General features: G+C 73.2%; 12 protein-coding genes. 8 read left to right on the top strand and 4 right to left on the bottom strand.

The window, feature by feature from the left end; genetic code table 11:
• Positions 1 to 73: 73 nt before the first annotated feature.
• Entirely contained in the window at positions 74 to 1,471 is a 1,398-nt protein-coding gene (gene eccD / locus ABZS42_RS08510) for a type VII secretion integral membrane protein EccD (RefSeq protein WP_355143296.1), read from the top strand.
• A 34-nt stretch (positions 1,472 to 1,505) separates the two neighbouring features.
• Here the strand turns inward: eccD and ABZS42_RS08505 are convergent, their stop codons facing one another.
• The gene (locus ABZS42_RS08505; protein WP_120680093.1) at positions 1,506 to 2,012 is read right to left on the bottom strand and encodes an inorganic diphosphatase; all 507 of its coding nucleotides are present in this window, start codon (positions 2,010 to 2,012) and stop codon (positions 1,506 to 1,508) included.
• A gap of 611 nt (positions 2,013 to 2,623) precedes the next feature.
• Between ABZS42_RS08505 and dacB the strand changes: the two genes are divergently transcribed.
• The 3 genes from dacB to tilS all read left to right on the top strand — a co-directional run bounded on the left by dacB (position 2,624) and on the right by tilS (position 6,248).
• Positions 2,624 to 4,039 carry a D-alanyl-D-alanine carboxypeptidase/D-alanyl-D-alanine-endopeptidase gene (gene dacB, locus ABZS42_RS08500; protein ID WP_355143371.1) on the top strand — a complete coding sequence of 472 codons (1,416 nt, stop codon included), beginning with the start codon at positions 2,624 to 2,626 and terminating at the stop codon, positions 4,037 to 4,039.
• 132 nt (positions 4,040 to 4,171) lie between these two features.
• Positions 4,172 to 5,242 carry a zinc-dependent metalloprotease gene (locus ABZS42_RS08495; protein WP_355143295.1) on the top strand — a complete coding sequence of 357 codons (1,071 nt, stop codon included), beginning with the start codon at positions 4,172 to 4,174 and terminating at the stop codon, positions 5,240 to 5,242.
• A 10-nt stretch (positions 5,243 to 5,252) separates the two neighbouring features.
• On the top strand, positions 5,253 to 6,248 hold the full coding sequence (gene tilS / locus ABZS42_RS08490) for a tRNA lysidine(34) synthetase TilS (RefSeq protein ID WP_355143294.1): 996 nt from the start codon (positions 5,253 to 5,255) through the stop codon (positions 6,246 to 6,248).
• Between the two features lie 14 nt (positions 6,249 to 6,262).
• On the opposite strand, the gene ABZS42_RS08485 is transcribed toward tilS, so the two are convergent.
• Positions 6,263 to 7,225, bottom strand: coding sequence for a helix-turn-helix domain-containing protein (locus ABZS42_RS08485; protein WP_355143293.1), 963 nt, complete (start codon positions 7,223 to 7,225; stop codon positions 6,263 to 6,265).
• Between the two features lie 100 nt (positions 7,226 to 7,325).
• Between ABZS42_RS08485 and ABZS42_RS08480 the strand changes: the two genes are divergently transcribed.
• The 4 genes from ABZS42_RS08480 to folE all read left to right on the top strand — a co-directional run bounded on the left by ABZS42_RS08480 (position 7,326) and on the right by folE (position 11,441).
• A complete protein-coding gene (locus ABZS42_RS08480; protein ID WP_355143377.1) occupies positions 7,326 to 7,514 on the top strand; it encodes a hypothetical protein in 189 nt (62 codons plus the stop codon).
• A 101-nt stretch (positions 7,515 to 7,615) separates the two neighbouring features.
• Complete coding sequence (gene hpt, locus ABZS42_RS08475; protein ID WP_355143292.1) at positions 7,616 to 8,191, top strand: hypoxanthine phosphoribosyltransferase; 576 nt, start codon at positions 7,616 to 7,618, stop codon at positions 8,189 to 8,191.
• A 530-nt stretch (positions 8,192 to 8,721) separates the two neighbouring features.
• Positions 8,722 to 10,737, top strand: a complete 2,016-nt coding sequence (gene ftsH, locus ABZS42_RS08470) for an ATP-dependent zinc metalloprotease FtsH (RefSeq protein WP_355143291.1) — start codon at positions 8,722 to 8,724, stop codon at positions 10,735 to 10,737.
• Positions 10,738 to 10,775: 38 nt separating this feature from the next.
• Complete coding sequence (folE, locus tag ABZS42_RS08465) at positions 10,776 to 11,441, top strand: GTP cyclohydrolase I FolE (protein ID WP_355143370.1); 666 nt, start codon at positions 10,776 to 10,778, stop codon at positions 11,439 to 11,441.
• A 106-nt stretch (positions 11,442 to 11,547) separates the two neighbouring features.
• Here the strand turns inward: folE and ABZS42_RS08460 are convergent, their stop codons facing one another.
• Positions 11,548 to 12,312 (bottom strand): hypothetical protein, encoded by a 765-nt coding sequence (locus ABZS42_RS08460; protein ID WP_355143290.1) that lies wholly within the window; start codon positions 12,310 to 12,312, stop codon positions 11,548 to 11,550.
• Positions 12,309 to 14,927 (bottom strand): FtsK/SpoIIIE domain-containing protein, encoded by a 2,619-nt coding sequence (locus ABZS42_RS08455; RefSeq protein ID WP_355143289.1) that lies wholly within the window; start codon positions 14,925 to 14,927, stop codon positions 12,309 to 12,311. The genes ABZS42_RS08460 and ABZS42_RS08455 overlap by 4 nt, the downstream gene beginning before the upstream one ends.
• Positions 14,928 to 14,948 lie beyond the last annotated feature (21 nt).

The following is a 14,948-nucleotide window of genomic DNA, read 5'->3' as shown; positions in this document are numbered from 1 at the left end:
GAAGCTGGCTCATCGTAGGTAAAGTCCTGTCGTCCGCGCAGCCACCGATTCCGCTCGATATGGAGACAGGCCGATGTCAACCGCGCTGGCCCGCGTCACGATCAGCGCTCCGCGACGGCGGCTGGACGTCGCCCTGCCGGAGCAGGTCCCGCTCGCGGAGCTGCTGCCCGAGATGCTGAGGCACGCAGGTGTCGGGCTGGCCGACGACGGTGAGCGGCACGAGGGCTGGGTGTTGCGGCGCACCGACGGGGCGGCGCTGTCGACCGCGCAGGCGCTGCATCCGCAGGGCGTCCGCGACGGCGAGGTGCTCTACCTGGTCCCGGCCCGGGCGCACTGGCCCGAACTTGAGTACGACGACGTGGTCGAGGCGATCGTCGACGGCGCGCGACGCCGGGGCGGGGCCTGGTCGTCGGCGGCCACCCAGGTGGTCGTACTGGCCGGTGCCGGTGTGCCGCTCGCCGTCGGGCTGCTCGCCCTGCTCGGTGGCGGCCCGCAGCACCGGGCCGGCTGGCTCGCCGCGGCCGTCGTGGCGCTGCTGCTGGTGCTCGCGGGAACGATCGCGTCCCGGGTGCACGGCGACGGCATGAGCGCCGCGACGCTCGGCGGCTACGCCCTGCCGTACGCGGCCGCGGCCGGTGCGTTGGCGGTCGGCTCGGGGGACCCGGTCGGCCCGTTCGGGCCGCTGCGTTGGATGGGCGCCGCGGAGATGCTGGCCGCCGCGGTGGCCCTGCTGCTGGCGTCGGTGCTCGGCCTGCTCGGGGTGGCGAGCCGGCTACGCGTCTTCGTGGCCGGGGCCACGGTCGGGCTGGTGGCCGCGCCAGCGGCCCTCGGCGGGCTGGTGTTAGGCCCGGCCGGGACCGCCGCGGTGCTGCTCTGCGTGCTGGTCTTCGCGGTCGGGGTGATTCCGCTGTTGGCGATCCGGCTCGGCAAGCTGCCACTGCCGCCGATCACCCTGCCGAATCCGAGCGACGGCGGAGCGTCGGCCCGCGACCTGCCCGACCGGGGCCGGGTGTACGCCGCGGTGGCCCGCACCGAGGAGATACTCACCGGGATGTTGCTCGGGCACGCCGTGCTGGCCGTCGTGGCGGCGGCGGTGCTGGCCGTGACGGGCGGTACCGCCGGTGCGTTGCTGGTCGCGGTCACCGGTGCGGTCCTGCTGCTTCGCTCCCGGCTGTTCGTGGCGGTCCGGCACCGCCTGCCGCCGGTGGTCGGCGGCCTGCTCGGGTACGCCGTGCTCGGCGCCGTGCACGCCGACCGTGCCGGTGACGTGGGTCGGCTGGGGCTGGCCGCGGCCGGGGTGGGAGTGGCTCTGCTCGCCGTGGCCGCCGGCACCACCTACGCCCGGCGTCCCGTTTCGCCGTACCTCGGTCGGATCGCCGACCTGGCCGACACGGCGCTCGTGGTGGCCGTGGTGCCGGTGGCCTGCGCGGTGCTGGACCTGTACGAACGGGCCCGGGGGCTGCTCGGCTGAGCAGTCTCCGGGCCCGTTGCGGGTCTCGGTGCGGTCAGTGCAGGCCTTCGCCGCGCTCCTCGGCCTCCTTGGCACGCTGGTAGGAGGCGTGGATCTCGGCTTCCGCCTCGGTGCGACCCACCCAGGTCGCGCCTTCGACCGACTTGCCGGGCTCCAGGTCCTTGTAGACCTCGAAGAAGTGCTGGATCTCCAGCCGGTCGAACTCGCCCAGGTGGTGGATGTCGCGCAGGTGCTCCTGGCGCGGGTCCTCGTAGGGCACGCAGAGGACCTTGTCGTCGCCACCCTTCTCGTCCGTCATCCGGAACATGCCGATGGTGCGGCACCGGATCAGGCAGCCCGGGAAGGTGGGCTCGGGCACGAGGACGAGCGCGTCCAGTGGGTCGCCGTCCTCGCCCAGGGTGCCTTCGATGAAGCCGTAGTCCGCCGGATACTGCGTGGATGTGAAGAGGGTGCGGTCCAGCCGGATTCGGCCGGTCTTGTGGTCGACCTCGTACTTGTTGCGGTGACCCTTCGGGATCTCAACCGTGACGTCGAAATCCATCTGCACGCTCCCTCGTTTGCCCACGCTGGCCAACGGAATCGCCGGCACCGCCGGGGGCGAATGTCACCCACCGGTCGCGACCGCCGCATAGTGTTCGGACCGAAGTAGTGTCACCCAAGCCAATTTCCGCAGGGGAGGAGGGGGTCGTGGGGAGGGATGATTCACATTACCGCCCGGACGATGGGTCTGGACGCGGTACCGGAGCATCTGGTTCCGGTGGAGCCACCGGGCGCGTACGCGTGCCCGGTACGGGGCCGAGGATCACCTCCGATCCGTCGTTCGATCAGGCGCCGTCCGGCCCGCACGCACCTGCGGGAGGACGCTTCCCCGCCCTGGGGCCGGACCGGCCGATCGTCCCGCCGACCTTCCCGGCCACGGCGTCCGACGGGTCGGCTCCGACCTCCGGTATCCCGACCAGCCCGGCGCCGGCCGGGCCGAGTCGTGAGCGCCAGCCGGTCGGCCAGGAGTACGCCGGGGCGGGTGTGGGCGTGCCTCCCGTCGCCGCTCCCGCCGGCCCGGGCCCGGCCGGGGCGGGCGGCGATCCCGACGGCCCGGTCAGCGCCCCGCCGGACGCCGCGGGTGCGACCGGCCCGGCACCCCGCGGCCGTCGGCTGCCGGTGGTGCTCGCCGCGGTGCTCCTGCTCGTGCTGGCCGGCGCGGGTGTGGTGGTGGTACGCCCCGGTCCGGTGGCCGACTGGCTCGGCGGCGGGGCCGACGACACGCGAACCGACGTCGCGGCAGCGGATCCCACGCCGTCGGCCGTGCTCGCCGGCGTCGACCCGAACGCTCCCCAGCCCACGCCCGACGGGGTGCGTGCCGCCCTCGATCCGCTGGTCCGTGCGGCTGCCCTCGGCGACCGGGTGAACGTGTCGGTGGCGGACGTCCTCACCGGTCAGCCGCTCTTCGGTCAGGGCGCGGACGACGGCACCGTGCCCGCATCGGTGACGAAGTTGGTCACCGCGGTCACCGTGCTGGCGGCGCGGGGGCCGGGCTACCGGATCCCGACCCGGGCGGTCGCCGGGGCGAACCCCGGCGAGGTGGTCATCGTCGGTGGTGGCGACATCACGCTGGCCGTCGACCAGGACGGCTTCTATCCGGGAGCAGCCCGCCTGGACGATCTGGCCAAGCAGGTCGAGCAGGCACTCGGTGGGACTAAACCCACCAAGGTGATCATTGACGGGTCGCTCTACTCCGGTCCTACCCTCGAGCCGGGCTGGGACGAGGACATCAGCGGGTACGGCGCTCCCATCACCGCCCTGATGGCCGACGGCGCGCGTGGGGACGTGCCACAGGCGAAGAAGGACTACGAGGCAGGTATGCACGGGGCCGCTCGGGTGTCCCAGCCCGACCTCACCGCCGGCCGCGCGTTCGCCCGGCTGCTCGGCGTGCCGACCAGCGCGGTCAGCAGGGGCACGGCGCCCACCGCCGAGACCGGTGCCACGGCCGGCCCGGGCACGGAACTGGGCAAGGTCGAGTCCCTGCCACTGGTCCGGCTGGTCGACATCATGATCACCGACAGCGACAACATCCTCGCCGAGGCGCTGGCCCGGCAGGTCGCGCTGGCCCGCAACCAGCCCGCCTCGTTCGTCGGCGCCGCGGCGGCGGTGGACCAGGTGGCCGGGGAGCTGGGGCTGGACGCCGACGAACTGGCCCTCGCCGACGGCAGCGGCCTCTCCCGCACCAACCGGATCAGCCCGTCGCTGCTCACCGACCTGATCACGCTGGCCGGCAACGGCGACCATCCGGAACTGGCGGCGATCTTCGGCGGTCTGCCGGTCGGCGGCTGGTCCGGGACCCTGGGCGACCGGTACGAGACCGCCGCCACGAAGAGCGGTGCCGGGGTGGTCCGGGCCAAGACCGGAACGCTGACCGGCGTGAGCGCGATCGCCGGCCTGGTCACCACGAAGGAAGGGCGGCTGCTCACCTTTGCGGTGCTCACCGACCGGGTACCCCCGGACGGGACCGACCCGGCCCGGGTGGCGCTGGACCGTATCACCGCCACGCTCGCGAGCTGCGGCTGCCGCTGAGCTTCCGACGGCGGCGAGAACGAGCACGACCGTCTCCGATCGCCGGCCGGCGCCGTCGGGCGGCCGGCGCGGCTGCCACGGGGCGCGCCGCGAGTCCGGTTCGGGGTGTTCCCACGCGGGTACGGTGGGTGCATGGCGCAGTTCGTGGACTGGGATCTCGCCGCCGCCACCGCGGGGGCGCTGGGCAAGTCGGGGCCCCGCGTGTCGTACGCCGAGGCCACCGACGTGGTCGGCGACCTGCGGCGGCTGACCGAGGTGGCGGCCCGGCACGTGGCCGACTACACCGGTCTGCGGGCGCAGGTGAGCCACCCGCCCGTCCAGGTCGTCGACCGGCGGGACTGGGCCGCCGCCAACATCGCCGGGTTGCGTGAGGTGATCGGTCCGCTCGTCGGCCGCCTCGCCGGTGACAAGCGGCCCGGTGCCCTCACCGAGGCGATCGGCTCCCGCCTGACCGGGGTGCAGGCGGGCACGGTGCTCGCGTACCTCTCCGGCCGGGTGCTCGGCCAGTACGAGGTCTTCTCCGGCGATCCGGGGCAGCTGCTGCTGGTGGCGCCGAACATCGTCGAGGTGGAGCGGAAGCTCGGAGCCGATCCGCACGACTTCCGGCTCTGGGTCTGCCTGCACGAGGTGACCCACCGAACCCAGTTCACCGCCGTGCCGTGGATGCGGGCGTACTTCCTGGGTGAGGTGCAGGCGTTCGTGGACGCCTCGTCCGGCGCTGAGGAGGCCCTGCTGGATCGGCTGCGCCGCGGCGTGGGGACCCTCGCCGACGCGATCCGGGACCCGGAGAGCCGCACCAGCGTGCTGGATCTCGTGCAGACGCCGGGGCAGCGCGCCGTGCTGGACCGGCTCACCGCGTTGATGACCTTGCTCGAGGGGCACGCCGAGTTCGTGATGGACGGCGTCGGTCCGCAGGTCATTCCCAGCGTCGACCGGATCCGGGCCGCCTTCAACCGGCGGCGCGAGGCCGGCAACCCGCTGGAGAAGGCGATTCGCCGGCTGCTCGGTGTGGACGTCAAGATGCGCCAGTACGCCGAGGGCCGCAAGTTCGTGCACGGGGTGGTCGAGCGGGTCGGCATGGAGGGCTTCAACAAGGTGTTCGGCTCGCCGCTCACCCTGCCCCGGGTCGAGGAGCTGGGCGACCCGGATGCCTGGGTGGCCCGGGTGCACGGCCCGGCCGGTCCGCTGCCGTCGGCCGGCTGACGGTACGCCGGTGGCCGTACTCGCCCCGCCGGTGGCCGCGATCCGGGTGGCGGTGCGCCGCGCGCTGACCGACCTGCCCGGGGACGGGCCGGTGCTGGTGGCCTGTTCCGGTGGCGCCGACTCGCTAGCGCTCGCCGCCGCCACCGCGTTCGTCGCACCGCGCCTCGGCCGGCGCGCCGGCCTGGTGACGGTCGACCACGGGCTGCAGGAGGGCTCTGCCGATCGGGCCGCCGAGGTGGCGGCGGTCGCCGGCGAGCTGGGAATGGCTCCGGTGGAGCTGGTCCGGGTAAAGGTGGCCGGGCGTCCAGGCGGCCCCGAGGCGGCGGCCCGGGAGGCTCGCTACGAGGCGCTGGCGGACGCCGCCGTGCGGAGCGGCGCCGTGGCGCTGCTCACCGGACACACCCGCGACGACCAGGCCGAGACCGTGCTGCTCGCGCTGGCCCGGGGCGCTGGTCCGCGGGGCCTGGCCGGGATGCCCGCCCGCCGGGACCTGGGCGGGGTGCCGCTGCTGCGACCGCTGCTCGGGATCAGCCGGGAGCAGACCCGGGCGGCGTGCGCCGCGCTCGGCCTGAAGCCGTGGGTCGACCCGCACAACAGCGACCCCGCGTACACCCGGGCGCGGGTGCGCTCCGACGTGCTGCCCGCGCTGGTCCGCGCGCTGGGGCCGGCGGTGCTGGACGGGCTGGCTCGTACCGCCAGGCTGGTCGCCGAGGACAACGCCGCGCTCGACGAGATCGCCGGGGCGGCGTTGACAACGGTCCGGCACCCCGACGGGGCGCTCTCCGTGCCGGGGCTGGCCGCCCTCGCTCCGGCCGTACGCGGCCGGGTGCTGCACGCCTGGGCGCGGGAGCTGGGCGCCCCACCGGGCGCGCTCTGCCACCGGCACGTGGCGGCGCTGGACGCCCTGGTCACGGCATGGCGGGGGCAGGGCCCCGCGTACCTGCCCGGCGGTCTGTGCGTCCAACGTCGCGCCGATCGCCTCCGGCTCGGCCAGGACAACGCCTAGGACGTCGTGCGGGCTCAGCCGGCGTGGGCGCGGTCGCGGAAGGTGGCGCGGTAGCTCTGCGGCGTGGTGCCGACCCGGCGGGTGAAGTGGTGGCGCAGCGTCGCCGGGTCGCCGAAACCGGCCCGGTCGGCGACCGCCTCGACGGTGAGCCGGGTCTCCTCCAGCAGCCGCCGCGCGAGCAGCACCCGCTGGTTGGTCACCCAGTCGTGCGGGGTGGTGCCGGTCTCCGCCCGGAACCGGCGGGCGAAGGTGCGGGGCGCCAGGCCCGCACGGGCTGCCAGTTCGTCGACGGTGACCGGGCGTTCCAGGTGCCGCATGAGCCACTCCAGGACGGGCTCCAGGGTCGGGGCCTCCGGCGCCTTCGGGATCGGCGCCTCGATGTACTGGGCCTGGCCGCCGTCCCGGTGCGGCGGGACCACCATCCGGCGGGCCAGCCGGGTGGCGGTGGCGGAACCGTGCTCCTGACGGATCAGGTGCAGGCAGGCGTCGATGCCGGCGGCGGTGCCGGCGCTGGTGAGCAGTCGACCGTCCGCCACGTAGAGCGAGTTGCACTGGACCAGGGCCGACGGGTGCAGCTGTTGCAGTTCGTCGACGTACCGCCAGTGGGTGGTGCACTCACGGCCGTCGAGCAGCCCGGCCGCGCCGAGCAGGAAGGCGCCCGAGCAGATGCTGAGCAGGTGCGCGCCGCGTGCGTCGGCCCGGCGCAGCGCCTCGAGCACCGGCTCGGGAACGCTGGCACGCCGGTCGTGGGCGGGGACCGCCACCAGGTCCGCGTCCTCCAGCGGGCCGAGGTCGGCGTGCGGGACCAGTTGGAAGCCGGCGGACGTGCGTACCGGGCGGCCGTCCGGGCTGCACAGGTCGAAGCGGTAGGCGGGGAAGCCGTCGGCCGTCCGGTCGGTGCCGAAGACCTCCGCGAGCACGCCGAGTTCGAATGGCGCGACCTGGTCCAGGACGAGTACGGCCACGGAGCGGAGCATGTGACGAGGGTAACCCCGTGGGTGGCAGTAAATCGACGGTCGGTGGCATTCCTGCCACTGTCAGCCCGCGGCGCGACGTCGCAGACTGAGGTCAGACCCGATGCGCATCGGCGGCGAAACCGACATCAACCGTGTGAAAGTGAGCGCCGCCATGGAGATCCTGTTCCTCGTCCTGTTCCTGGTCGCCCTCGCAGCCGCCGGCGCGACCGGCGTGACCGCAGACAGCCGCGACTCCGCCGACTGGAAGCCGACCGACGCGGGCCGCCGCTGGCAGTCCCGTACCTGCTGATGCCACTTGTGCCGATTCGACGGAAAATTCCCGGGCGGGACCGCGCCAAAAGGGGCGGCCCCGCCGACGGGGTCCGGCCGGCGTACGGCAGGCTAGAGACCATGGCAGACGGCTCCTGGTACGACGCCGACATCGACCACGTGATCATCTCCGAGGCGCAGATCCGCGAGAAGACCGCGGAACTCGCCAAGCAGGTCGCGGCGGACCACGCCCACGTCCAGGACGGGCTCCTGCTGGTTTGCGTGCTCAAGGGCGCGGTGATGTTCATGGCCGACTTCGCCCGGGCGCTCGGCCGCCACGGCCCGCCCGCCGAACTCGAGTTCATGGCCGTCTCGTCGTACGGCCAGGGCACCACCTCCTCCGGAGTGGTCCGCATCCTCAAGGACCTGGACCGGGACATCGCCGGCCGGCACGTGATCGTGGTCGAGGACATCGTCGACTCCGGTCTGACCCTCTCCTGGCTGCTGCGCTACCTGGAGTCCCGGTCGGCCGCGAGCGTCGAGGTCGTCGCGCTGTTCCGCAAGCCCGACGCGGTCAAGGTCACGGTTCCGGTCAAGTACGTGGGCTTCGACATCCCGACCGAGTTCGTCGTCGGCTACGGACTCGACTTCGACGAGCGCTACCGGGAGCTGCCCTACGTCGGCGTGCTGAAGCCCGAGGTCTACGCCCGCTCCTGACCCCTTCGCGCCGCGGCGTCGAGCCCGCTGCCACCTGAATCCGCGCGGCGCGTGCGCACCGCGTCCGAGCCTCCGGTCGGACGGACGACACCGGAGGTTGAACAGGGCCGGTTCGTCAAGCGGACGTTCAGCGGATTCTCAGCTGTTCGGACTACCGTGTACGTCGGTGGCGTGGAGGTACTTCCGCGCTCGGCCCCTCGACTGCGTGACCGGGTGTTCGCGGGTGGCCGGGCTCGGACTTCTCGTCACGTCGGTCTCCGCCCGGTCCGCCGTACGACCCGGCGCGGGCTGTGGGCCCCGGCTCAGCGGACGTGCCGTCGATGTCCGACGTGCGTCGAGTGCGGGGCTCGCAAGCTCACTCCGTGCGCACACGGTGTACCGTCGAATGACCGCGGCGCGGCAGTTTGTCGCTCCTCGGAGGTCGAGGCCGGCTCGCACGGCGGCTCCGGCAGCCGCCAAGGCGGCGACACCAATCAGACGGTCAGGACGTCGATCAGGAGGATGCGGGCGCTCAGGTGCCCGACAACAGCATGGAACGTACGCGTTTCTTCCGCCGACCGGTGGTCTGGATCATCCTGGTCATCCTCGGCGCCGTTGTTCTCAGTCAGTTGTTCACCTCGGGTCCCAGCTTCCACCGGGTGGACACTTCCGTTGCGCTGGACCAGCTTCACACAGCCAAGATCGATAGCGCGGTCTTCCAGGACAAGGAGCAGACGCTCCAGCTCAAGCTGGCCGAGAAGACCAAGTTCGGTGACACCACCACCGACCGGATCGAAGCCCAGTTCCCCTACGAGGTGGGCAGCCAGGTCTGGAACGAGGTCCTCGCGGCCAAGTCGGCCAACCGGATCACCGGCCCGGCCGACACGAAGGTGTCGTCGGACAGCATCTGGGTGAGCCTGCTGGTCAACCTGCTCCCCATCGTGCTGCTCGTACTGCTGCTGCTGTTCTTCATGTCGCAGATGCAGGGCGGCGGCTCGCGGGTGCTCAACTTCGGCAAGTCCAAGGCGAAGATGATCACCAAGGACACGCCGAAGACCACCTTCGCGGACGTCGCGGGTGCCGAGGAGGCCGTGGAGGAACTCCACGAGATCAAGGACTTCCTCCAGAACCCGGCCAAGTACCAGGCGCTGGGTGCCAAGATCCCGAAGGGTGTGCTGCTCTTCGGCCCGCCCGGTACCGGTAAGACCCTGCTGGCCCGCGCGGTCGCCGGCGAGGCCGGGGTGCCCTTCTACTCCATCTCCGGCTCCGACTTCGTCGAAATGTTCGTCGGTGTCGGCGCGAGCCGGGTCCGTGACCTGTTCGAGCAGGCCAAGGCGAACGCACCGGCGATCGTCTTCGTCGACGAGATCGACGCCGTCGGCCGGCACCGTGGTGCCGGCATGGGCGGTGGCCACGACGAGCGGGAGCAGACCCTCAACCAGCTCCTGGTCGAGATGGACGGCTTCGACACCAAGGGCGGCGTCATCCTGATCGCCGCCACCAACCGGCCGGACATCCTCGACCCGGCGCTGCTGCGCCCGGGCCGGTTCGACCGGCAGATCCCGGTGGACGCCCCCGACATGGAGGGCCGCAAGGCCATCCTGCGGGTGCACGCCAAGGGCAAGCCGTTCACGCCCGACGTCGACCTCGACTCGGTGGCCCGGCGTACCCCGGGCTTCAGCGGCGCCGACCTGGCCAACGTGATCAACGAGTCGGCCCTGCTCACCGCCCGCAAGGACCAGCGGGCGATCAGCAACGACTCCCTGGAGGAGTCGATCGACCGCGTGATCGCCGGTCCGCAGCGCCGGACCCGGGTGATGAGCGACCAGGAGAAGAAGATCACCGCGTACCACGAGGGTGGTCACGCGCTGGTCGCCTGGGCGCTGCCGCACGCCGCGCCGGTGCACAAGGTGACGATCCTGTCCCGCGGTCGCTCGCTGGGCCACACCCTGGTGCTGCCCACCGAGGACAAGTACACCCAGACCCGGGCCGAAATGATCGACACCCTGGCGTACGCGCTGGGCGGCCGGGCCGCGGAGGAGTTGGTCTTCCACGAGCCCACCACCGGCGCCGGCAACGACATCGAGAAGGCCACCCAGCTGGCCCGGGCGATGATCACGCAGTACGGCATGAGCTCCAAGCTCGGCGCGATCAAGTACGGCACCAGCGGCGACGAGCCGTTCCTCGGCCGCAACATGGGCCACGAGCGGGACTACTCCGACGCGGTGGCGGCCGAGATCGACGGCGAGATGCGGGCGCTCATCGAGCTGGCGCACGACGAGGCCTGGGAGATCCTGGTGGAATACCGGGACGTCCTGGACAACATCGTGCTCGAGCTGATCGAGAGGGAGACCCTCTCCACGGCCGACATGGCTCGCATCTGCGCCCGGGTGGTCAAGCGCCCGCCGCTCGCGCCGTACAACGGCTTCGGCAAGCGCCAGCCCTCCACCGAGCCGCCGGTGCTCACCCCGGCGGAGAAGGAGGCGCTCAAGGCGCAGGCCCAGGCCGACGGCGCCCAGGCGGGGGTCGGCGGCAACGCTTCGAACAACTCGGACGGTACGCACTGAGCACGACGGACCCGGCGGCCAGCCCCGACGATCGGGGGCTGGCCGCCTCCGCTACCGAGCCCGACGCCGACGACATGCTGGACTACATCGCCGCGCGGCTGATCAACGGCAAACTCACCGGTGGCCCGGTCGAGGACAGCGTCGACCTGCCCCGGATCGAGAAGGCGGTCCGCGAGATCCTGATCGCGGTCGGGGAGAACCCCGACCGCGACGGTCTCCAGCAGACCCCGGCCCGGGTCGCCCGGGCCTACGCCGAGCTTTTCGCCGGCCTCCGGGTCGACCCGGCCCAGGTCCTCAGCACCACCTTCGAGGCCAACCACCAGGAGCTGGTGATCGTCCGGGACATCGACGTGATGAGCCTCTGCGAGCACCACCTGCTGCCGTTCCGGGGCAGCGCCCACATCGGCTACATCCCCGGCCCGGACGGGCGGATCACCGGCCTGTCCAAACTGGCCCGGCTCGTCGAGGTGTACGCCCGCCGACCGCAGGTGCAGGAGCGGCTCACCTCGCAGATCGCCGATCTCCTGATGAACAAGCTCGCGCCCAGAGGCGTGATCGTCGTCCTCGAGTGCGAGCACATGTGCATGGCCATGCGCGGCATTCAGAAGTCGGGCGCCCAGACGATCACGTCGGCAGTGCGTGGCACGCTCCAGAACGACGCGAAGTCCCGGGCCGAGGCGATGGCTCTGATACTGCCCCGCTGACCCGGCGTACCATCCGGCCGGTCGACCTGGATCCAGGGCGGCCGGCCGTCGCGTGCCCGCCCGCTACCGGACTTTGACGGCCCGACGGGAATGAGCCGGTGCGGTCTCAGCCGGCCAACATGGCGAACAGCAGGCCGGCGGTGACCAGCACAGCCGGCACCAGGCAGACCAGCGCCCCGAACCGCGACGTCCGGTCCACCCGACCCCCGCGCCGCGACCGGAAGACCCGCCCGACGCCGATCCAACCGGCCACGAACGCCACCGCCGGCATCGGCAGGCCACAGATCAGGGCGGCGACAGTCGCCGCACCGGCGCCGGTCGCGACGTAGACGACCACCTGGATCAGCGGCACCAGCAGCGCGAGCGGGCCGTACACCAGCAGGTTGCGGGGCCGCGCCGACCAGCTCGCCGGACGCAGCGGATGCCGCGCGGCAAGAGCGACGTCCGCCGCGTCGACCCGATCGCGAGCAGTGCGCAGCCCCGCCAGGACGGTGGCCGGACCACCGGCCAGCGCGCGGGTCTCCTCGGACAACTCCGGCGGCGACGGCACCAGCGAGATCTGCGGTACGCCCCGCTCGCGCAGCCGGGCCTGCTGAGCGGCGAGCCGCGTACGGACCTCGGTCAGCTCCCCCCGGGCCGCCTGCACCGACCGGGCCTGCTCACCGGCGGCGGCCGCCGCAGCCCGGCGTACCCCGTCCAGCTGGCGGGCCGCCGCCAGATAGTCCTGCCAGGCATCCACCCCGGCATCGGCAGTCGAGGCCGGCTGCGGAACAGCATCATGCTGCTCGGCGGTACGCTGCCGACCCGGCCCGGCCAGATCCTGCCGCCCGTCCCGCGTGGCCGTGGCCGTCGTCCTCCCGTTGCGGCTCATCCCCGCGCCTCCTCCTCGGCGAACGGCACCAGGACCACGCCCTGCTCGTCCGGCCCGTCCCAGAGCACCGCCCGGCCCGGACGCGGACGCCACTCCACCGGACGGTGGAAGACGCTGACGAGCTGGGCCCCGGGCACGCCCACCGCGGCGACGGCCGCGAGCTTGTCCACGGCATCCTCCGGCTCCAGCAGGGCAGCGAACGGCGGCACTACCCGCCACCAGCCGAGCAGGTGCCGACCGGCCGGTGGACCCTCCCGCAGCAGCGTCCGCAACAGCTCGACGGGCAACTCCTCGGCGTCCGCCCGACCCGCGCCGAAGAGCACGAGGTACGTGGGGTCGTTCGTCGGCGTCGACGCGCCCTCGGCGTCCGGGGCGGACCCGGACGGTTCGGTGCCGGCTACGATGTCGAGCAGGCCGGCGACGTCGACGGTCGCGGCCCGATGCACGGCGGCCAGCTCGGCGGTCAGCGCCTCGGCCAGCGGCCGGCAGTCCGGGTCCGCGGCGGCGATGACGAACCTGGCCGTCCCCGCCGCATGGTGGGCGGCGGTGCTCCGGGCCGCGGTGACCAGCAGAGAGGCCGCCTCCGGCCCAGGACCGAGGACGGCGAGGTTGCGCCCCGCAGCCGGACCGAGCGGCACGGCCACCGTGGACCGGTTCACGTCCACCGCCCGACCCAACAGGGCTGCCGGAGCGTGCGCCAGGTCGGCGACCGCCGCCCGGTACCGGGGGTCGTTGCGGAGCAACGGTCGGGCGTACCCGGCGAACACCACCGGCGGTACGGCACCCGCCGAGCGGGCCGTCCAGAGTTCGTGGCGCAGCCGCTCCACCGTCTCCGGTTCGTCCTGCGGATCCGGGTACCGGATCAGCCGCTCGTGACCGCGTACCGCGCCCCGCGGGCCGCCGAGCCCGCCGGCCGTGTTCACCACGGCGCTGCCCATCGGCAGGCCGGCCGCCGAATCGTTGGTCGGCTCCAAGACGGCACCCCCGCCCGGCAGCGCGACCCGGACCGGGAACTGCCCGAGCAGCGAATCCCGGTGACCGCCCTCCGACCGCCCGGCCAGCCCCAGGTCACCGGCACCGGCCAACACCAGATGAACGCCGTACGTCCGTCCGGACCGGGCGAGAGCGTCGAGGCGGGACGCGATGTCGGCGCTGAGCCGATCCCGCTCGGCGAAGAGCAGCGGCACATTGTCGACCACGCAGACGATGCGGGGAAGTTGAGTGTGCTCCCGCAGCGCGGCGAAGCGCTGCCCGCCGGCCCGGCGACCCGCCTCCTCACGGCGGCGCACCTCGACCGCCAACTGCTCGAACAGGTCCCGTACGTACTCACGGTCGGCCGTCATCGCGGCCGCGCGGACCTGCGGGACCCAGGACCGGTCCCGCTCGGTCTGGAGGAACTCCACGAAGGACTCGCCGTCGCCCAGGTCCACCAGGTACAGCGTCAGCTCCTCTGGGCCGTACCGGGCGGTCAGACCGAGCAGGGCGTTGGTCAGGAACGCGGACCGGCTGCCGTCGGACCGGCCGCTGACCAGCCAGTGCGGGGTCAACTCGGTGAACCCGAGCGGCACCGGCCGGCCACCGGCATCGCCCACCGTGGTCGTCATCCCCTCCGTCGACTGCGCCGACCAGAGCGCCTCGCCGGTCGGCGGCAGCAGCTCGGCCAGGGCCAGCCGGGAACCCGCCTCGACCTGGGCGGCCAGCCGGCGGCAGACCGCGACCACCAGTTCGGGCGGCGGATCCGCCTCGACGAAGACGGGAGAGTTCAGCCCGGCCGGCGGATCCACCCCGGGGCTGGTGAACGACGTGCCGGGCGGATCGCCGAGCAGCGCGTACGCGTTGCGCAGCGCGAGCGTTGTGGCCCGGGGCAGCGGCGGGCGATTCGCGTACGGACCGGAGGCCGCCCAACCGGCGACCACCAGGTGCAACCCGGCCGCTGGGCCCTGTTCGGCCAGCGCCTCGATCCGGACCAGGTCACTCGGCGCGGTCAGCTCGGGAAGTGCGGCGATCACCAGCAGCAGGGTGCGGTCGTGCCGCCGCCGCCCGCTGGAGCCTGGCGCCACCCACTCCTCGGCCTCGGTCAGCACCGCCCGCAGACCCGGCACGTCCGACGCCGGCGGTGGGAGCAGACCGGCGTCAGCCAGCGGAGCGAACGGCGTCAGCGCCGAACCGGTCGCGTCCACCGCCCTGAGCAGCAGCGCGCCAGCCGGCGTCGCCGCGATCGAGCGCAGCAGGACAGCCCGGAGCAGACCCGCGACGCGGGAGTCCCGCGCGTCGGTGTCGATGCTGAGGTGACCCGTACCGACCAGCGGCACCAGGGCGGGGAAGCGAGCGTCGTCCAGCGGCGCGGCGGTGCCGACCCGGACGAAGGGCGGCGGGCCCTCATTGGGTGGGGCGTCGGCGGCGAGGGTCTCCAGGGAAGCGCCCGCCCAGCCAGGGGCCGCCAACTCGGCAACGGTGCGGAGCCGGTCGGCCAACTCGTACTGGCGGCGCTGATCAGCGGGCGCGGGCCGGATCTCGTCGAGGATGGCCGCAGCCGCGGTGGCGGTGGCGGCGGCCTGACGGTGCAGTGCGGCGGCGCGGTTGGTTCGTGCCTTCGGACCGGCCACCGAGTCCACCCCCTCTGATCGAGGTTGGCA

Source organism: Micromonospora sp. NPDC005367 (assembly GCF_040606825.1).
Taxonomy (GTDB): Bacteria; Actinomycetota; Actinomycetes; order Mycobacteriales; family Micromonosporaceae; genus Micromonospora.
The sequence above is the reverse complement of the archived record's forward strand: the minus strand, read 5'-3'. Positions and strand labels throughout refer to the sequence as shown.